This window comes from Streptomyces sp. NPDC004658 (genome assembly GCF_040609555.1).
Classification (GTDB): Bacteria; Actinomycetota; Actinomycetes; order Streptomycetales; family Streptomycetaceae; genus Streptomyces.
The window spans coordinates 1-18935 of the sequence record NZ_JBEXKG010000073.1 but is presented as its reverse complement, the minus strand read 5'-3'; the positions used below and the strand labels follow the sequence as shown (position 1 = coordinate 18935).

Genomic DNA, 18935 nt, shown 5'->3' with positions numbered 1-18935 from the left:
CTCCGTCGCCACCCGCGCAGACCGCACTTCCTGCTGTTTCTACGCGCGTCCGGCCGTCACCGTGCCGGACAGACCGGACCGGCACGCATCGTTCTCCCGTGCGCACGTCACCGCGTCGTACGCGCCCACGCCGATGTCGGCGAGGTTGCGCAGGCTGTCCGTGCCGGGCTGGAAGTAACCGCTGTGCCCCTGGGCGTCGCGGGCCGACAGCACCCGTGCCCCGAACGCCGAGGAGACCGGGTCGGCGCCGTGGCCGAGGCCGCCCAGCTCCAGGTAGGGAACATCCTGCACCCAGTCACTGGCGTCCCGCATGGCCCACACCCGGGCGGTCGTACCCAGGTGGGAGGCCTTGGCGACGCGCATGCCGGGGCTCGCGGCCACCGCTATGTCGGCAACCCGGCGGGGCATGCCGTGGGCGGCGACCCCGCAGACCACCGAGCCGTAGCTGTGACAGAACATCGACACCGGGGCCCGGCCGGGCAGCGCGCGCAGCAGCGCGTTCAGCCGTACGGCCCCCTCCTCGGCGCGCAGTCCGGTGGCCGCGTCCACCCCGAGCCCGTCGGGGGAGGTGTAGTCGGCCCAGGCGATCACGGCCGTCCGGGTCCCGGGGCTCGCCGCGCGCTCGGCCGCGTACAGGGCCTTGGCCATGCCGACCGGAGCGCTGTACTTCCGGTTCGTCCGCTGGAAGGTGAGCAGGTCGGTGTCGACGCCGGGGACGACGACCGAGATCCGCTGCGCCTCGGTGAGGTCGCCGAAGACCTCGGCGACCCGGCCCGAGCCCTCGGGGTCGAAGGCCAGGATGTGCCGGCCGGGGCCGAGCAGGGACGTGTAGCGGTCCATCCGGCGGGCCGCGTCCTGCTGGCCGGCCGTGCTGAGCCGGCTGTCGTGCATGCGGCCGTGCTCGACCTTGCGGGCCTGCTCCAGCGCGATGCGGTTGGCCCGGTAGCGCAGCGGGACGGGAGCGCCGTTCATGTTGCCGACCGCCAGCGGGTAGCGGTGGGCGAGGCGGTCGCGGTCGTGCGGGCTGAGCGCGGCGAAGAAGCGGGCCAGCCGGGCCGGCGCGGCTTCGGGGTCCGGCAGGCGCAGGCCGTGCAGGCGGCCGTGCTCCCACCGGGTGAGCGAGGCCTGGAGCGCTGTCGACTCCCGGTGACTGCGCAGGGCGGTCCAGCCGGTGGTCGCGAGCATCACGAACACGACGGCCAGCGCCAGCAGTGCGCGCCAGACGTTCCATTGCGGGGAGGTGTCGAAGGAAGTCACTGGGAGGACACACTAGGAGAACGGGAGGGTCTCGGGGTAACCGAGTGACAGGGATCACGTTTCGTCAGTAACCGAACGCCGCGCCGCCGATCCGGCCGGACACGGTCACGACGATCTGCCAACGGTCTCAGGCGGCGCGCCAGTTACCCGTGAGCGCCGAACCCACCTGATCGAGGTACGCCGCGCTGAGCGTTCGGAGCGTTTCCGGGCCGAAGTCCTCCCGCAGGTAGCACTGTCGTTCGGTGACCCGGATCACCCCGGCGAAGACGGCCACCGCCAGCCGCGGGCGCGGATCGGTGTCCACGTCGACGCCCTCCCGTTCGGCCAGCACCCGCGCGAGGGTCTCCTCGGTCGCCGCCGACCGGCGCAGATGGGCGGCGAGCAGTGCCGGCGTGGACTCGATCGTCCGGTACATGCGCAGGTACAGCTCGACCGGGACGATCGACTCGACCGTCTCGCGGATCGCGTCCCAGCCCTCCAGGAACGCCTGCCGCAGGGCCTTCATCGGCGCCTCGTGCGGCGGGCGCGCGCGGACGGCCGCCACGAAGGCCGCCTCCGTGATGTTCTGCACCGCGAAGGCCACGTCCTCCTTGCCCGCGAAATAGCGGAAGAAGGTGCGCTGCGAGACGTCGACGGCCTCGGCTATCTCGTCGACGGTCGTGTGCTCGTACCCCTGGGTGGTGAACAGTTCGAGAGCGGCCCGCAGCAGCGATTCCCGTGTACGCCGCTTCTTGCGCTCGCGCAGCGTCTCCATGGCCTCTCTCCTGTGCGTGTCCGGCCGGCCCAGCCTATGCGCCGATGTCGTGTCAGTAACCGACGAGTGAATTGGTTTGTCAACTGTCAGCGACTGTCACTAGCCTGAGAAGTATGACTAGTCAGACCACCGTCGACGCGACGGGGCCGGGGGGCAAGGCGCCGGCGGCCCTGTCGGGGCCCCCGGCGGCCCCGGGCCTGCGCGGCCACCCGTGGCTCACTCTCCTCACCGTCGCCGTAGGGGTCATGATGGTGGCCCTCGACGGCACCATCGTGGCCATCGCCAACCCGGCCATCCGCGACGACCTCAACGCGTCCTTCGCCGACGTGCAGTGGGTGTCCAACGCCTACTTCCTCGCCCTCGCGGTCACGCTGATCACCGCGGGCAAGCTCGGTGACCGCTTCGGCCACCGGCAGACCTTCCTCATCGGTGTGACCGGCTTCGCCGCCGCGTCCGGCGCCATCGGGCTGTCCGGCAGCATCGCCGCCGTCGTCACCTTCCGTGTCTTCCAGGGCCTGTTCGGCGCGCTGCTGATGCCGGCCGCGCTCGGCGTGCTGCGGGCCACCTTCCCGGCCGAGAAGCTGAACATGGCCATCGGCGTGTGGGGCATGGTGATCGGCGCGTCCACGGCGGGCGGCCCGATCCTCGGCGGTGTCCTCGTCGAGCACGTCAACTGGCAGTCGGTGTTCTTCATCAACGTGCCGGTCGGTGCCCTGGCCCTGCTGCTCGGCATCATGATCCTGCTCGACCACCGCGCCGAGAACGCCCCGCGCTCCTTCGACCTCCTCGGCATCGCCCTGCTGTCCGGGGCGATGTTCTGCCTCGTCTGGGCGCTCATCAAGGCCCCGACCTGGGGCTGGGGCGACGGCATGACGTGGGTGTTCATGGCCCTGTCCGTGGTGCTCTTCGCCCTCTTCGCCTTCTGGGAGACGAAGGTCGCCGAACCGCTGATCCCGCTGGGCCTGTTCCGCTCGGTGGCCCTGTCGGCCGGTGTCGTCCTGATGGTCCTGATGGCCATCGCCTTCCTGGGCGGCCTGTTCTTCGTGACGTTCTACCTCCAGAACGTCCACGGGATGAGTCCCGTCGACGCCGGTCTGCACCTGCTGCCGCTCACCGGCATGATGATCGTCGGCTCGCCGCTCGCCGGCACCGCGATCACCAAGCTCGGCCCGCGCGTCCCGCTGGCCTTCGGCATGGCCGTGACCGCGGTCGCGCTGTACGGCATGTCGACGCTGGAGCCCGACACCGGCAGCGCTCTGATGTCCCTCTGGTTCGTGCTGCTCGGCCTGGGCCTCGCGCCGGTCATGGTCGGCGCCACCGAGGTCATCGTCGGCAACGCCCCCCTGGAGCTGTCCGGCGTGGCCGGCGGCCTCCAGCAGGCGGCCATGCAGATCGGCAGCAGTCTCGGCACGGCGGTGCTGGGCGCGGTGATGGCCTCCAAGGTCGACCGCGATCTGCCGGGCAACTGGGCGGACGCGGGGCTGCCGAAGCTGACCCCGGATCAGCTGGACAAGGCCTCCGAGGCGGTCCAGGTCGGTGTGGCGCCGGTGACGAAGGGGATGCCGGAGCCGGTCGCCGCGAAGATCACCGCCGTGGCCCACGACACCTTCATCTCCGGCATGAGCCTCGCCTCCTTGGTGGCGGCCGGCGTGGCCCTGGTCGCCGTCCTCGTCGCGCTGTTCACCAAGCGCGGCGCGAACGCGGAGGCGGGCGCGGGCGTCGGCCACATCTGAGCCCGGCTTCTTCGCCGCCTTCCGGTGGATTTCCGGGGATTTCCCCTATCAGGGTGACTCCGCTAAAGATCGCTCGCCCCCGGCACGCGCCGCAGGTCACAGTGGGTCAAGTCCTCCGCAGGGCATGGGAGGACGGCCTGGCCGCGGCGCGCGCTGCTGGAGGGGGGCAGCGCGCGCACGTCTGCCGACGCGGAACCGGGGTACCCGCACACCGAAGCCGAACTGTCCACACACCTCGGGGAGTTGATGATGGCGGGCTTCGGGCGAGGAACGAGCGGGTACCCCCGGTCACGCGGCCGCACGTGGCAGCGGACCGGGCCGGACCGCGCGACGCTCGGGATCATCGGCACGATCTGTGCCGTGGCCGGATTCTTCGCACTGGGCATCATCCTGGGCCCGGTGGCGATGTTCTGCGGCTGGCAGTCGATGGGCCGCAAATGGTCCAACGACGGCAACGTCCCCGCACTGGTCGCCCTGATCCTGGGCGCCATCGACACGTTGCTCGCCATCATCGCCCTGGCGGGCGCGGCGACGTGGGGCCACGGGCTTCTCTAGCCGACCGCGTCCCGCCGCAGGGGTGCCGGCGCGTTGGCGGCCGCGGGCACGTCGTGGCCGCTCGCGCGGTTCCCCGCGCTTCCTTCGGGGCGCTCGCGCTCGGCCAGCCGGGCGACCTCCGCCCGCAGCGAGCGCACCTCCTCGGTCAGAGCGGCGATGGCCTCGGTCTGCCGCCGCTCCTCCACGTCGTCCTTCTCGAACCGCGAGATGAACCAGGCCGCGATGTTCGCGGTGACGACACCGAGCAGCGCGATCCCCGACAGCATCAGCCCGACGGCGATCATCCGCCCCAGCCCGGTCGTCGGCGCGTGGTCCCCGTACCCCACGGTCGTCATCGTCGTGAACGACCACCACACGGCGTCACCCAGGGTCCGGATGTTCCCGTGGGGCGCCTCCCGCTCCACGGACAGCACCGCCAGCGACCCGAACATCAGCAGGCCGACCACGGCTCCGACGACATAGGTGGTCAGCCGGATCTGCGGAGCCATCCGTGCCCGCCGGCCGACCAGCAGCAGCGTGGACACCAGCCGCAGCAGCCGCAGCGGTTGCAGGACCGGCAGGACCACCGCGCACAGGTCGGGCCAGTGCTGTCGTACGAACTCCCGCCGGTGCGGGGCCAGGGCCAGCCGGACCAGGTAGTCGAGGGCGAACGCCGCCCACACCACCCACTCGACACCCGTGCACACGGCCGTCAGGGAGTGACCGGCGGAGTCGTCCACGATCGGCACCGCGTACGCCACGGCGAACGCCACCGCGAGCGCCAGCAAGGGCCGCTGTGTACGCCCCTCCCACCGAGCCTGCGCCGACAGTTGATCCATGCCCACAATCGTAAAGAAACGGTAAGTGCACCGCGCCCCCGAAGGGGCGCGGGGACCTGCGCGATCAACCCCACCCGACCCGCAGACCCCCGCGACCCTCACCACCCTCGTCGGCCGAAGCCGAGGGCACCGGCTACGCGTCGCCGCCCGCCGCCCCCGGGTCCGCCGCCGAGACGTCCAGCAGCTGGTAGCGGTCGATGGCCTGCTTCAGCACGGAGCGGTCGACCTTGCCCTCGCGGGCCAGCTCGGTCAGCACCGCCACCACGATCGACTGGGCGTCGATGTGGAAGAAGCGGCGGGCCGCGCCCCGGGTGTCGGCGAAGCCGAAGCCGTCGGCGCCGAGGGACTGGTAGGTGCCGGGCACCCAGCGCGCGATCTGGTCCGGAACCGATCGCATCCAGTCGGACACGGCCACGAACGGGCCCTCGGCACCGCTGAGCTTGCGCGTCACGTACGGCACCCGCTGCTCCTCCTCCGGATGCAGCAGGTTGTACTCCTCGCACCGCACGGCCTCGCGGCGCAGCTCGTTCCAGGAGGTCGCGGACCACACGTCCGCCCTGACGTTCCACTCCTCGCCGAGGAGCCGCTGCGCCTCCAGGGCCCACGGGACCGCCACGCCCGACGCCATGATCTGCGCCGGTACGGAGCCGTCCGTTCCCGACCTGAGCTTGTAGACGCCCTTGACGATGCCCTCGACGTCCACGCCCGCCGGCTCGGCCGGGTGCTGGATGGGCTCGTTGTAGACGGTGAGGTAGTAGAAGACGTCCTCGCCGTGCGGGTGCTCGGCCGAGCTGCCGTACATCCGGCGCAGGCCGTCCTGCACGATGTGGGCGATCTCGTACGCGTACGCCGGGTCGTAGGCCACGCACGCCGGGTTGGTGGAGGCCAGCAGCTGGGAATGGCCGTCCGCGTGCTGGAGGCCCTCACCGGTCAGCGTCGTACGGCCGGCCGTCGCACCCAGGACGAATCCGCGCGCCAGCTGGTCGGCCATCTGCCAGAACTGGTCACCCGTGCGCTGGAAACCGAACATCGAGTAGAAGACGTACACCGGGATCAGCGGCTCGCCGTGCGTGGCGTACGCCGAGCCCGCCGCGATCAGCGAGGCCGTGCAGCCCGCCTCGGAGATGCCGTCGTGCAGCATCTGGCCGGTCGGCGACTCCTTGTAGGCGAGGAGCAGCTCGCGGTCGACCGATTCGTACTGCTGGCCGAGCGGGTTGTAGATCTTCGCGCTCGGGAAGAAGGAGTCCATGCCGAACGTGCGGTACTCGTCCGGTGCGATCAGCACGAACCGCCTGCCGATCTCCTTGTCCCGCATGAGGTCCTTCAGGAGGCGCACAAAGGCCATGGTCGTCGCGATGGACTGCTGGCCCGTGCCCTTCTTCACGGTCGCGTACGTCTTGTCGTCCGGCAGGGCGAGCGGGCGGGAGCGGACGACGCGGGTCGGGACGTAACCGCCGAGGCTCTTGCGGCGGTCGTGCATGTACTGGATCTCCTCCGAGTTCCGGCCCGGGTGGTAGTACGGCGGCGGGCCGGACTCCAGCTCCTTGTCGGAGATCGGCAGGTGCAGACGGTCCCGGAAGCGCTTGAGGTCGTCGACCGTCAGCTTCTTCATCTGGTGCGTGGCGTTGCGGCCCTCGAAGTTGGGGCCCAGCGTCCAGCCCTTGATCGTCTTGGCCAGGATGACCGTCGGCTGCCCCTTGTGCTCCTGGGCCGCCTTGAACGCCGCGTAGATCTTGCGGTGGTCGTGGCCGCCGCGGCCGAGGTGCAGGATCTGCTCGTCGGTCATGTTCTCGACCATGGCGCGCAGGCGCAGGTCGTCGCCGAAGAAGTGCTCGCGGATGTACGCGCCGGACTCGGTGGCGTACGTCTGGAACTGGCCGTCCGGCGTGATGTTCATCTTGTTGACCAGCACGCCGTCCCGGTCCTGGGCGAGCAGCGGGTCCCAGGTGCGGTCCCAGATCAGCTTGATCACGTTCCAGCCGGCGCCCCGGAAGACCGACTCCAGCTCCTGGATGATCTTGCCGTTGCCGCGCACCGGGCCGTCCAGCCGCTGGAGGTTGCAGTTGACGACGAAGGTCAGGTTGTCCAGGCCCTCGCGGGCGGCCAGGGTGAGCTGGCCGAGGGACTCCGGCTCGTCCATCTCGCCGTCGCCGAGGAACGCCCACACGTGCGACCGGGAGGTGTCGGCGATGCCGCGGGCCTGCATGTAGCGGTTCATCCGCGCCTGGAAGATCGCGCCGAGCGGGCCGAGGCCCATGGAGACCGTCGGGAACTCCCAGAAGTCCGGCATCGAGCGCGGGTGCGGATAGCTGGACAGGCCGTTGGGGTACTTCGACTTCTCCTGCCGGAAGCCGTCCAGCTGCTCCTCGGTGAGCCGGTCGAGCATGTACGCGCGCGCGTAGATGCCGGGGGAGGCGTGGCCCTGGAAGAAGACCTGGTCGCCGCCGTCGCCCTCGTCCTTGCCGCGGAAGAAGTGGTTGAAGCCGACGTCGTACAGCGAGGCGGAGGAGGCGAAGGTGGCGATGTGGCCGCCGACGCCGATGCCCGGGCGCTGGGCACGTGAGACCATGACGGCCGCGTTCCAGCGGGTCGCGTTCAGGATCTTGCGCTCGATCTCCTCGTTGCCCGGGAAGAACGGCTCGCTCTTGGTGGGGATCGTGTTGACGTAGTCCGTGCTGCGCATCTCGGGCACGGCCACGCGCCTCTCGCGGGCGCGCTCGATCAGCCGCAGCATGAGGTAGCGGGCCCGCTCCCGGCCGCGCTCGTCTACGGCGGCGTCCAGGGAGTCCAGCCACTCCTGGGTTTCTTCCGGGTCGAAGTCAGGAACCTGACTCGGAAGGCCGCCAATGATGATCGGATTGCGATCAGATCCGGAAGCCACGCTGTTCCTTACCTGTCAGAGGGCCAGTTTCTGCACCTGCCTACACCGCTCCCCATCGTGTACCTCGGGGAGGCGTACGTCATCCGCACCGGTCAAAACGCAACGATACGCCCGGGGTGTGACGTGCTTGGCAAAGTTGTTCGAGCGGCGTAACGCTGGATGATTCCGAACGTGACAATCAGGGCATATCGGTGTGATGTGGGTCGCGCGGAATCGAGATACGGTGCTGGGAGTTGCGGCGACACGGCCGGGATCGTCACCGTTTCGGCGGTCCCGACGGCCGGGTACTTGCGCGATCCGCCCCGCCCGTGTGGACTACGGCCAATGCTTCGCGCACGCGCGTGGCTGAGATACTTACCAAGACATGATCAGGAGGCAACCCGTGAGCGCGACCGCGGACCACGCGGAGGAGCGGACGAACCCTGCCGCCAGGCTGGGGTTCCAGCCCGGGCAGGTGGTCCAGGAGATCGGCTACGACGACGACGTCGATCAGGAGCTCCGCGAGGCCATCGAGGAAACCATCGCAGGCGACCTCATGGACGAGGACTACGACGACGTGGCCGACGCCGTTGTGCTGTGGTTCCGTGACGACGACGGCGACCTGACGGATGCGCTGGTGGATGCCACCACGTACATCGAAGAGGGCGGCGCGATCCTGCTCCTCACGCCGAAGACCGGCCGTGCGGGGTACGTGGAGCCGAGCGACATCCAGGACGCCGCCACCACGGCCGGCCTGACCGCTTCGAAGAGCGTCAGCGTCGGCAAGGACTGGAGCGGCAGCCGGCTGGCGACGCCCAAGGCGGCCAAGTCCAAGAGGTGACCGTCCTCGGACGCCGGGCGGGCTGGACATCGCCCCAGCCCGTCCGGGAGTCCCCGGTGGCCGCTGCGTAGGGTGGAGCCGAGCGTCCTGCGGCGCTCCCACCCGAACAGCCCACCGAAGGGAAGCACGACGATGGCGATCCAGGTCGGCGACAAGGCACCCGACTTCGAGCTGAAGGACAACCACGGCCGGGCCGTGAAGCTCTCGGACTTCCGCGGCGAGAAGAACGTGGTCCTGCTCTTCTACCCCTTCGCCTTCACCGGCGTGTGCACCGGCGAGCTGTGCGAGCTGCGCGACAACCTGCCCACCTTCGAGGACCGCGACACCCAGCTGCTCGCCGTCTCCAACGACTCCATCCACACGCTGCGCGTCTTCGCCGAGCAGGAGGGCCTGGAATACCCCCTGCTGAGCGACTTCTGGCCGCACGGCAACGTCTCGCGCGCGTACGGCGTCTTCGACGAGGACAAGGGGTGCGCCGTACGGGGCACCTTCATCATCGACAAGGAGGGCGTCGTGCGGTGGACCATCGTCAACGGCCTGCCGGACGCCCGCGACCTGAACGACTACGTGAAGGCGCTCGACACCCTGTGAGCGGACCGCGGCGACACCTGTGATTCTCCGGGCGCAGGGTCTGCGGGGTGCGGGAACCCGTCACTAGGATCGGCACGTTGATCCCATATCCGAAGCACGACGGGGCTCCCCGCCCCTGGACACCACATGGAGGACCCGTGGGAGTCAGCCTCAGCAAGGGCGGCAACGTATCGCTGACGAAGGAGGCCCCGGGCCTGACCGCCGTCATCGTCGGCCTGGGGTGGGACGTGCGCACGACGACCGGCACGGACTTCGACCTCGACGCCAGCGCGCTGCTGCTGAACAACTCCGGCAAGGTCGTCAGCGACCAGCACTTCGTCTTCTTCAACAACCTCAAGAGCCCCGACGGCTCGGTCGAGCACACCGGTGACAACCTCACCGGTGAGGGCGAGGGCGACGACGAGCAGATCAAGGTCAACCTGGCCGCTGTCCCGGCCGACGTCGACAAGATCGTGTTCCCGGTGTCGATCTACGACGCCGAGAACCGCCAGCAGTCCTTCGGTCAGGTCCGCAACGCCTTCATCCGCGTCGTGAACCAGGCCGGCGGGCAGGAGATCGCCCGGTACGACCTCAGCGAGGACGCCTCCACCGAGACCGCCATGGTCTTCGGTGAGCTGTACCGGCACGGCGCGGAGTGGAAGTTCCGCGCCATCGGCCAGGGCTACGCGTCGGGCCTGCGGGGCATCGCGCAGGACTTCGGCGTCAACGTCTGAGCCGACGTCCGGCACGAAGGACGTGTGAGGCCCGAAGCCCGTGCGACCGGCGCCGCCCCGTTTAGGGGCGGCGCCGGACGCGCAGGACAACCAGGGAAGCACCACCAGGGGAGGACCAGCAGCATGGGTGTCACGCTCGCCAAGGGAGGCAACGTCTCCCTCTCCAAGGCCGCACCGAATCTCACCAACGTCATGATCGGACTCGGCTGGGACGCGCGGTCCACCACCGGCGCCCCCTTCGACCTGGACGCCAGCGCGCTGCTGTGCGGGGCCGGGAACCGGGTGCTGGGTGACGAGTGGTTCGTCTTCTACAACCAGCTGACCAGCCCCGACGGCTCCGTGGAGCACACCGGTGACAACCTCACCGGTGAGGGGGAGGGCGACGACGAGTCGATCCTGGTGGACCTCGCCAAGGTGCCGCCGCAGTGCGAGAAGATCATCTTCCCCGTCTCCATCCACATGGCGGACGAGCGCGGGCAGACCTTCGGCCAGGTCTCCAACGCCTTCATCCGCGTGGTCAACCAGGCCGACGGCCAGGAGCTGGCCCGCTACGACCTGAGCGAGGACGCCTCCACCGAGACCGCGATGATCTTCGGCGAGCTGTACCGCTACCAGGGCGAGTGGAAGTTCCGTGCGGTGGGTCAGGGGTACGCGTCGGGTCTGCGGGGCATCGCTCTAGACTTCGGAGTCAACGTTTCGTAAAACTCGGTACGACTCGGGGAAGATCCTCCCCCAGACTCCGTCTGGGAGGTGCCCCCACCACACGATGGGGTAGCCAGTGCTTCTGAAAACCTTCGGCTGGTCGTTCGCGGTCACCGCGCTCGGTCTGGTCGCGGCGGCGTTCTACGGGGGGTGGACCGCCTTCGGCATCGTGGCGATCCTGGCCATCCTGGAGATCTCGCTGTCCTTCGACAACGCGGTGGTCAACGCCGGAATCCTGAAGAAGATGAACGCCTTCTGGCAGAAGATCTTCCTCACGGTCGGCGTCCTCATCGCCGTCTTCGGCATGCGGCTGGTCTTCCCCGTCGTCATCGTCGCGATCAGCGCCAAGATGGGTCCCATCGAGGCCGTCGACCTCGCGCTCAACAACAAGGACCGCTACCAGCAGCTGGTCACCGACGCCCACCCGGCGATCGCCGCGTTCGGTGGCATGTTCCTGCTGATGATCTTCCTCGACTTCATCTTCGAGGACCGGGACATCCAGTGGCTGCGCTGGATCGAGCGTCCGCTGGCCAAGCTGGGCAAGGTCGACATGCTGTCGGTCTGCATCGCCCTGATCGTCCTGCTCATCACGTCGTTCACCTTCGCCACCCACGCCCACCAGCACGGCGGCGCCCACGTGGACAAGGCGCAGACGGTCCTGATCGCCGGTATCGCCGGCCTGATCACCTACATGGTCGTCGGCGGCCTCTCCGGCTACTTCGAGGACAAGCTGGAGGAAGAGGAGGAGCGCGAGCACGAGGAGGAGGAAGAGGCCGCCCGCAGCGGCAAGCAGAAGCCCGCGATCGTCCTGGCCGGACAGGCCGCGTTCTTCATGTTCCTCTACCTGGAGGTCCTGGACGCCTCCTTCTCCTTCGACGGCGTGATCGGCGCCTTCGCCATCACCAACGACATCGTCCTGATGGCCCTCGGCCTCGGCATCGGCGCCATGTACGTCCGGTCGCTGACCGTCTACCTGGTCCGCCAGGGCACCCTCGACGACTACGTCTACCTGGAGCACGGCGCCCACTACGCCATCGGCGCCCTCGCGGTGCTCCTCTTGGTCACCATCCAGCACGAGATCAACGAGGTCATCACCGGCCTCGTCGGCGTCGTCCTGATCGCGGCGTCCTTCTTCTCCTCCGTCCGCCGCAACCGCGCCCTGGCCGCGGCGGGCGAGGGCAGCGACGAGAAGGCCGAGGTCTCCTCCGGGGTGTGACAGCCCGGAGGATGAGGAACGCTCTGAGCGGGGCGGCCGACGCGGTCGGCCGCCCCGCCGGCGTCACACACGGGTACCTGGGGGCGGGAATGGGCTTCTTCGACGGACTGCTGGGCGGGCGCGCCGCGGAGTTCGACTCCGGCAACGCGTCGACCAACGCCATAGAACTGACCAGGCGGCACCAGACGGTGTCCCTCACCAAGCAGGAGGCGGCCACCGGCCACCTGCGCGTCAACCTCTCCTGGCGGATGCGGACCTCCGACTTCGACGGAGCCCAGCGCACCAGCCTGTTCCGGCACCCCTTCAAGGCCCTGAGGCCGCCGGAGGTCCTCGGCCACGGCCAGAGCATGGTCAACGTCGACCTGGACCTCGGCTGCCTGTACGAGCTGACCGACGGCACGAAGGGGGTCGTGCAGCCCCTCGGCGGCTATCTCGGCGACGTCAACGCCCCGCCGTACATCAAACTCAGCGGCGACGACCGGTTCGGCTCGGCGTCCGGCGAGACGATGTACGTCAACCTCGACCACCGCGACGCCATCAAGCGACTGCTGGTCTTCGTCTACATCTACGACCAGACCCCCGCCTTCGACCGTACGCACGCCGTCGTCACCCTCTACCCCAGCAACGGCCCGCGCATCGAGATAGGCCTGGACGAGCGCCACCCCCAGGCCCGCTCGTGCGCCGTGGTCATGATCGAGAACATCAAGGGCGAACTGATCGTCCGCCGCGAGGTGAAGTTCGTCTACGGCTTCCAGGGCGAACTGGACCGCCTCTACGGCTGGGGCCTGCAGTGGGGCCGGGGCTTCAAGACGAAGGTGGACCGGTGAGCGCCGCCCGCGTCCCGGCGTGACTAGCGCCCGATGAACTGCGGCCCCTGCGGTGGCAGCCGGAAGTACGCGTCCCCCGCCACAGCCGCCGGCGCCGACATCGGCTGCGGATAGCCGTACGCGGGCGGCTGCGCCGGAACCGCGGCCGTCGGCTGCTCCGGGGGCAACGGCTGGGACGGGGCCGGCTCCTCCTCCATCTCGGACTCGTCCACCGAGATGCCGAAGTCCGTGGCCAGACCCTTCAGCCCGTTCGAATAGCCCTCACCCAGCGCCCGGAACTTCCAGCCCTCCCCCCGCCGGTACAGCTCACCGCAGATCAGCGCCGTCTCCGCGCCGGTCTCGGGCGTGATCTCGAACCGGGCCAGCGGCTCCCCGTCGGCGACCGCCGCGTCGTACAGCAGGATGCACAGCGCCGGCACCTGGTCGAAGGCGACCCCGTCCGCCGAGGCGACCAGCAGGATCCGGCCGACCCCCGGCTCCACCCCGGCCAGGTCCGTCTGGATGGTGTCCGTCAGCCCCTCGGCGATCCGCTTCTTGCCGAGCCGCCACACCTTCCCGGAGGGGTGCCGGGGCTGGTTGTAGAAGACGAAGTCCTCGTCGGAGCGCACACGGCCGTCCGGGCCCAGCAGCAGCGCCGACGCATCCACGTCCGGAACCCCTTGCCCGGGCGCCCAGCGCAGCACGGCGCGCACCGTGGTGGCCTCCAGCGGGACGTTCGACCCTTTCAGCATCGCGTGCGTCATGCGGTCATCCTGCCCTCTCGGTCCTGGTCACGACAATGCGGGGGGCGGTGCCGCCGACATGGGCGAGTTACCGGGAATTCATGCCCGCGGGGAACCCCGGACACGGATCCCTACGTACTATTACCGGCCACCCTTTACCGAACCCACAGGATCGGCTCGTACCCCGAGGGAGTTCTATGCGTCATTTCGGGCACATCGCCCCCGAGGTGCGGCAGCGCCTCTTCCATCAGGAGCCCTGCGCGTTCACCGCCGACTCCCCGGCCCGGCTGCTCTCCGCGGCCCTGGGCGCCACGCTGTACAGCCCGGCCACCCGGCCCCGGCTCGCCGACGACGTCGTCAAACAGGCCGGCAACGGCGTGGTCTCGATGGTGCTGTGCCTGGAGGACTCGATCGACGACGCGGACGTCGAGCCGGGGGAGGAGAACCTCGTCCGGCAGTTCGCCGACCTCGCCGCCCGGCCCGGTACGGAGCCGCCCCTGCTGTTCATCCGGGTGCGCACCCCCGAGCAGATACCGGACCTGGTCCGCCGCCTCGGCCCCGCCGTGCGCCTGCTGTCCGGATTCGTGCTGCCGAAGTTCACCGAGGAACGCGGCATCCCCTTCCTGGAGGCACTGGCCGCCGCCGAGAACAGCAGTGGCCGGCGGCTCTTCGCCATGCCCGTCCTGGAGTCCCCCGAGCTGCTCTACCGCGAGTCCCGGGTGGAGACCCTGGAGGGCATCCTGCGCGCGGTCGGCAAGTACCGGGACCGGGTGCTGGCCCTCCGTCTCGGCGTGACCGACTTCTGCTCCTCCTACGGTCTGCGCCGCGCCCCGGACATGACCGCCTACGACGTCCAGATCGTCGCCTCCGTGATCGCCGACGTCGTCAACATGCTCGGCCGCGCCGACGGCACCGGCTTCACCGTCACCGGCCCGGTCTGGGAGTACTTCCGCGTTCCCGAACGCATGTTCAAACCGCAGCTGAGGCAGAGCCCGTTCCTGGAGGTGCAGGCCACCTCACTGCGCGAGAAGCTGATCGAACACGCCATGGACGGACTGCTCCGGGAGATCTCCCTCGACCAGGCCAACGGCCTGCTCGGCAAGACCTGCATCCACCCGTCCCACGTCCTGCCCGTGCACGCGCTCTCCGTGGTCAGCCACGAGGAGTTCAGCGACGCCCAGGACATCCTGCGGCCGGAACGCGGCGGCGGGGGTGTACTCCGGTCGGCCTACACGAACAAGATGAACGAAGTGAAACCGCACCGCGCCTGGGCCGAGCGGACCCTGTTGCGCGCCGAGGTGTTCGGCGTCGCCAACGAGGACGTCGGCTTCGTGGAACTGCTCGCCGCCGGCATACCCGGCTGAACCACCTCCACCTCTTCCAGGGAACGAATGAACAACGCAGTGAACGACGCGGTCTGGTCCGGCAGCTGGGTCGCCGAGCGGCTCGGGGTCGGACTCGCGGGCGACGACGGCCTGCCGGCCCTGCTCGGACTCGCGCTGCGGCGCAACCCCAAGCGGGCGCACCTGCTGGTCTCGAACGTCCTCGGCAAGCACGTCCCCCAGTCGCCGGCCGTGGTGTACGAGCACGGCCGCCGCCTGGGCCGGCGGGTGGCCGCGCTGCTCGGCGAGGAGGGAGCCGGGGCCGTCGTCCTCGGCTACGCGGAGACCGCGACGGGGCTGGGGCACGCGGTCGCCGACGGGCTCGGCGCGGTGCCGTACCTGCACTCCACGCGGCGGCCGGTTCCCGGGGTCGCCCCGGCGGGCGGCTTCGAGGAGTCGCACTCGCACGCCACGTCGCACCTGCTGCTGCCGGAGGACCCCGCCCTGCTGGCCGGGGACGGGCCGCTGGTGCTGGTCGACGACGAGTTCTCGACCGGCAACACCGTGCTGAACACCGTTCGCGATCTGCACGCGCGGTATCCGCGGGGCCGGTACGTGGTGGTCGCCCTGGTCGACATGCGGTCGGCCGAGGACTCCGCACGGCTGGAGAGGTTCGCACGGGAGATCGGGGCCCGGGTCGACGTGGTCGCCGCCGCGTCCGGGACCGTGCGGCTGCCGGAGGGCGTGCTGGACAAGGGGCAGCGGCTGGTCGCCGAATGCGAGGCCGCCGGGAGCGGGTCGAGTGCGGCTGCCCGCGCCCCCGAGGCGCCGCGTCAGCCGGGCCGCGTCGCGCGGGTCGACCTGCACTGGCCTGCCGGGCTCCCCGACGGCGGCCGGCACGGTTTCACCCCCGCCCACCGGGCCCGGCTCGAAGCGGCGCTGCCCGCCATGGCCGGGCGCATACGCGCGGCCCTGCCCGCCGCTGCCCGGCGTGTGCTGGTGCTCGGGTTCGAGGAGCTGATGTACGTCCCGCTGCGGCTCGCCCGGGAGGTGGAGCGGGGCACGGACGCCGAGGTGCGGTTCTCCACCACCACCCGGTCGCCCGTGCTCGCGGTCGACGACCCCGGCTACGCCATCCGCAGCCGCCTGGTCTTCCCGGCCCACGACGACCCGGCCGACGGGCCCGGCGAGCGGTACGCCTACAACGTGGCCGGCGCCGGCTTCGACGCCGTCGTCGCGGTGGTCGACTCCGTCGCCGACACCCCCGCCCTGCACGCGAGCGACGGCCTGCTGGCCGCTCTCGCCGCGCACGTCCCGCACGTCCTGCTCGCGGTCGTGCCCTCGTACGTCCCGCACGCTCCCGAAAGGCCGGCCATGCTGCCCGAGCCCCTCCGCGGCCCCGCATTCTCCTCGTACGCGCCGGAGGAGGTCGGCTGGCTGCTCCAGGACCTCTCCGACGTGACCCTGGAGGCGCCGACGGAGGAGCGGGAGGAGGCCATCCAGAGCGGCGGCGCGCACTACGCCGAGTCGCTGCCGGTGGAGTACCAGCCCAGCGCGCAGTACCAGGAGCTGTTCCACGCGGCCCTGGACGCCTCCGCCGCCCGCCTCGCGCGGGCCGTCGGGGCCGTGACCGAGATCGTGCTCACCGAGCGGTCGCCCCGCCCGGTGCTGGTCTCCCTGGCCCGCGCCGGCACCCCGGTCGGCATCCTGATGCGCCGCTGGGCCCGCTTCCGGCACGGCCTCGACCTGCCGCACTACGCCGTGTCGATCGTGCGCGGCCGGGGCATCGACGCCAACGCGCTGCGCTGGCTGGCCGCCCACCACGACCCCCGGGACGTCGTCTTCGTCGACGGCTGGACCGGCAAGGGCGCGATCACCCGCGAACTCGCCGAAGCCGTCGAGGAGTTCGAGCGGAAGGAGGGCATCGGCGGATTCGACCCGGAGATCGCCGTCCTCGCCGACCCCGGCTCCTGCGTACGCACCTACGGCACCCGCGAGGACTTCCTCATCCCCTCCGCGTGCCTCAACTCGACCGTCTCCGGGCTGATCTCCCGTACCGTGCTGCGCGCCGACCTGGTCGGCCCGCACGACTTCCACGGCGCCAAGTTCTACCGCGAACTCGCGGACGCGGACGTCTCCGTGGCCTTCCTCGACACCGTCGCCGCCCGCTTCCCCGAGGTGGCCGACGGAGTGGACGGCGCGGTGAAGGAGCTGCTGGCCACGGACCGCACCCCGACCTGGGCGGGCTGGCGCGCGGTCGAGCGGATCAGCGAGGAGTACGGCATCCACGACGTGAACCTCGTCAAGCCCGGCGTCGGCGAGACCACCCGGGTGCTGCTGCGCCGGGTGCCGTGGAGGATCCTCGCGCGGGCGGGCGCGGGCGCCGACCTGGACCATGTGCGGCTGCTCGCCGAGCAGCGCGGGGTGCCGGTCGAGGAGGTGGACGACCTGCCGTACACCTGCGTGGGGCTGATCCACCCCCAGTACACGCGGGGCGCCACGGGCGCCGACGGCAAGGCGGTGACCGTCTGATGCCGGTGCTGGTGGCGAGCGACCTGGACCGCACGCTGATCTACTCCTCGGCGGCCCTCGCGCTGACCATGCCCGACGCGCGGGCACCCCGGCTGCTGTGCGTGGAGGTGCACGAGGCCAGGCCGCTGTCGTACATGACCGAGACCGCGGCCCAGCTGCTGACCGACCTCGGCGACACGGCCGTCTTCGTGCCGACGACGACCCGGACGCGCAAGCAGTACCAGCGGATCAACCTGCCGGGCCCGCCGCCGGCGTACGCGATCTGCGCCAACGGCGGCCATCTGCTGGTCGACGGGGTCACCGACGCCGACTGGCACGCGGGCGTCCAGGCGCGGCTCGCCGACGAGTGCGCGCCGCTGGCGGAGGTCAGCGAGCATCTGCTGCGGTCCGCCGACCCGGTGTGGATGCGCAAGCACCGGATCGCCGAGGACCTGTTCGCCTACCTGGTGGTGGAGCGCGAGCTGCTGCCCGGGGAGTGGGTGAAGGAGCTGGCGGTGTGGGCGGAGAACCGCGGCTGGACGGTGTCCCTGCAGGGCCGCAAGATCTACGCCGTACCGAAACCGCTCACCAAGAGCGCGGCCGTCCGCGAGGTGGCCCGGCGCACCGGCGCCCAGCTGACACTGGCCGCCGGGGACTCCCTGCTCGACGCCGACCTGCTCCTGGCCGCCGACCGGGGCTGGCGCCCCGGCCACGGCGAACTCGCCGACACCGACTGGGCGGCCCCGCAGATCAGCGCCCTCCCGGAACGGGGGGTCCTGGCGGGCGAGCGGATCCTGCGGGAGTTCCTGAAAGCGGCACGGCAGCCTGTCTGAGCGGCTACCCGCAGCACCCGCCCCCGCAACAGCCGCCCCCGCCGGCTCCCGGCGAAGGCGCGGGCGCAGCCGCGGACGTGTTGTTCGACACGCCCACAGCCACCGTCGACAGAAGCTTCACCGTGTCGTCGTGCCCCGCGGGGCACGAGGCGGGGGCGGCCGACTGCGCCATGGGCCGGCTGAGTTCGAAGGTGTCGCCGCAGGTCCGGCAGCGGTACTCGTAACGAGGCATGGCCCCAGGTTAGCCGCCGGGACACGGCCGGGGCTGTCTCAAAGTTTCATGAGCGCTGCTTTCTATCCGGCATATGTGCAGGGCATTCGAAAACGTTACTGATAATTTGTGAACGCCGTTGCGAGGATGCTCAGCTCACCCGCGCGAGCAAGACCGAGTGCGGAGGGAGACGCAGGCGTGACCAATGCGTCGCAGGGGGAGGACGGCCCGATGGGGGGTGGCCGTGGCGAGAAGCCGTTGGACGCCGATGAGACGCTGCACCTGAGAGTCGACGCCCTCAGGGCGGACGAGACCATGCAGCTGCGCGTGCCCCCGCCACCGGAGCCGCCCGCTCCGGGCGGCGGCCGGGCCGATCTCATGTCGGATGACCTCCGCAGGTTGGACATCGTTGCCTGCATCCTGGACGGCAGACGGTGCAAACCTGGGCATTCCGACAGGGTGATGTCGA

Annotated in this window: 18 protein-coding genes; 12 read left to right on the top strand and 6 right to left on the bottom strand. The window is 70.4% G+C overall.

The window, feature by feature from the left end:
- Positions 1–39: 39 nt before the first annotated feature.
- Positions 40–1257: an alpha/beta hydrolase gene (locus ABZV94_RS23640; protein ID WP_356343311.1), complete on the bottom strand. Its 1218-nt coding sequence runs from the start codon at positions 1255–1257 to the stop codon at positions 40–42.
- A gap of 127 nt (positions 1258–1384) precedes the next feature.
- Positions 1385–2011, bottom strand: coding sequence for a TetR family transcriptional regulator (locus ABZV94_RS23635; RefSeq protein WP_356343308.1), 627 nt, complete (start codon positions 2009–2011; stop codon positions 1385–1387).
- 113 nt (positions 2012–2124) lie between these two features.
- Here ABZV94_RS23635 and ABZV94_RS23630 point away from each other — a divergent pair, with 113 nt between their 5' ends.
- Both ABZV94_RS23630 and ABZV94_RS23625 read left to right on the top strand, forming a co-directional pair.
- Complete coding sequence (locus ABZV94_RS23630) at positions 2125–3744, top strand: MFS transporter (protein ID WP_356343306.1); 1620 nt, start codon at positions 2125–2127, stop codon at positions 3742–3744.
- Between the two features lie 249 nt (positions 3745–3993).
- The gene (locus ABZV94_RS23625; protein ID WP_356343304.1) at positions 3994–4299 is read left to right on the top strand and encodes a small hydrophobic protein; all 306 of its coding nucleotides are present in this window, start codon (positions 3994–3996) and stop codon (positions 4297–4299) included.
- On the opposite strand, the gene ABZV94_RS23620 is transcribed toward ABZV94_RS23625, so the two are convergent.
- A complete protein-coding gene (locus ABZV94_RS23620; protein WP_356343302.1) occupies positions 4296–5117 on the bottom strand; it encodes a potassium channel family protein in 822 nt (273 codons plus the stop codon). The genes ABZV94_RS23625 and ABZV94_RS23620 overlap by 4 nt on opposite strands.
- Positions 5118–5250: 133 nt before the next feature.
- The gene (aceE, locus tag ABZV94_RS23615; protein WP_356343300.1) at positions 5251–7998 is read right to left on the bottom strand and encodes a pyruvate dehydrogenase (acetyl-transferring), homodimeric type; all 2748 of its coding nucleotides are present in this window, start codon (positions 7996–7998) and stop codon (positions 5251–5253) included.
- Positions 7999–8380: 382 nt separating this feature from the next.
- Between aceE and ABZV94_RS23610 the strand changes: the two genes are divergently transcribed.
- The 6 genes from ABZV94_RS23610 to ABZV94_RS23585 all read left to right on the top strand — a co-directional run bounded on the left by ABZV94_RS23610 (position 8381) and on the right by ABZV94_RS23585 (position 12867).
- Complete coding sequence (locus ABZV94_RS23610; RefSeq protein ID WP_030649446.1) at positions 8381–8818, top strand: DUF3052 domain-containing protein; 438 nt, start codon at positions 8381–8383, stop codon at positions 8816–8818.
- A gap of 132 nt (positions 8819–8950) precedes the next feature.
- A complete protein-coding gene (locus ABZV94_RS23605) occupies positions 8951–9409 on the top strand; it encodes a peroxiredoxin (RefSeq protein WP_356343298.1) in 459 nt (152 codons plus the stop codon).
- A gap of 137 nt (positions 9410–9546) precedes the next feature.
- Positions 9547–10122 carry a TerD family protein gene (locus ABZV94_RS23600; RefSeq protein WP_356343296.1) on the top strand — a complete coding sequence of 192 codons (576 nt, stop codon included), beginning with the start codon at positions 9547–9549 and terminating at the stop codon, positions 10120–10122.
- 123 nt (positions 10123–10245) lie between these two features.
- Positions 10246–10824 carry a TerD family protein gene (locus ABZV94_RS23595; RefSeq protein ID WP_030649440.1) on the top strand — a complete coding sequence of 193 codons (579 nt, stop codon included), beginning with the start codon at positions 10246–10248 and terminating at the stop codon, positions 10822–10824.
- A gap of 76 nt (positions 10825–10900) precedes the next feature.
- Positions 10901–12040 carry a DUF475 domain-containing protein gene (locus ABZV94_RS23590; protein WP_356343294.1) on the top strand — a complete coding sequence of 380 codons (1140 nt, stop codon included), beginning with the start codon at positions 10901–10903 and terminating at the stop codon, positions 12038–12040.
- A gap of 89 nt (positions 12041–12129) precedes the next feature.
- Entirely contained in the window at positions 12130–12867 is a 738-nt protein-coding gene (locus tag ABZV94_RS23585; RefSeq protein ID WP_356343354.1) for a Tellurium resistance, read from the top strand.
- 23 nt (positions 12868–12890) lie between these two features.
- Here the strand turns inward: ABZV94_RS23585 and ABZV94_RS23580 are convergent, their stop codons facing one another.
- Entirely contained in the window at positions 12891–13610 is a 720-nt protein-coding gene (locus ABZV94_RS23580; protein WP_356343292.1) for a TerD family protein, read from the bottom strand.
- Positions 13611–13786: 176 nt separating this feature from the next.
- Here ABZV94_RS23580 and ABZV94_RS23575 point away from each other — a divergent pair, with 176 nt between their 5' ends.
- The 3 genes from ABZV94_RS23575 to ABZV94_RS23565 are packed head-to-tail and all read left to right on the top strand — an operon-like array spanning position 13787 to position 18255.
- The gene (locus tag ABZV94_RS23575) at positions 13787–14953 is read left to right on the top strand and encodes an HpcH/HpaI aldolase/citrate lyase family protein (RefSeq protein WP_356343290.1); all 1167 of its coding nucleotides are present in this window, start codon (positions 13787–13789) and stop codon (positions 14951–14953) included.
- Positions 14954–14980: 27 nt separating this feature from the next.
- Positions 14981–17443 carry a phosphoribosyltransferase gene (locus ABZV94_RS23570; RefSeq protein ID WP_356343288.1) on the top strand — a complete coding sequence of 821 codons (2463 nt, stop codon included), beginning with the start codon at positions 14981–14983 and terminating at the stop codon, positions 17441–17443.
- On the top strand, positions 17443–18255 hold the full coding sequence (locus tag ABZV94_RS23565) for an HAD family hydrolase (protein ID WP_356343286.1): 813 nt from the start codon (positions 17443–17445) through the stop codon (positions 18253–18255). Before ABZV94_RS23570 ends, ABZV94_RS23565 begins: the two co-directional genes overlap by 1 nt.
- Before the next feature lie 4 nt (positions 18256–18259).
- Here the strand turns inward: ABZV94_RS23565 and ABZV94_RS23560 are convergent, their stop codons facing one another.
- Positions 18260–18487, bottom strand: a complete 228-nt coding sequence (locus ABZV94_RS23560) for a zinc ribbon domain-containing protein (RefSeq protein WP_356343284.1) — start codon at positions 18485–18487, stop codon at positions 18260–18262.
- A gap of 177 nt (positions 18488–18664) precedes the next feature.
- Here ABZV94_RS23560 and ABZV94_RS23555 point away from each other — a divergent pair.
- Positions 18665–18935, top strand: a 271-nt coding sequence (locus ABZV94_RS23555; protein WP_356343282.1) for a hypothetical protein, incomplete at its 3' end; no start/stop codon positions are given.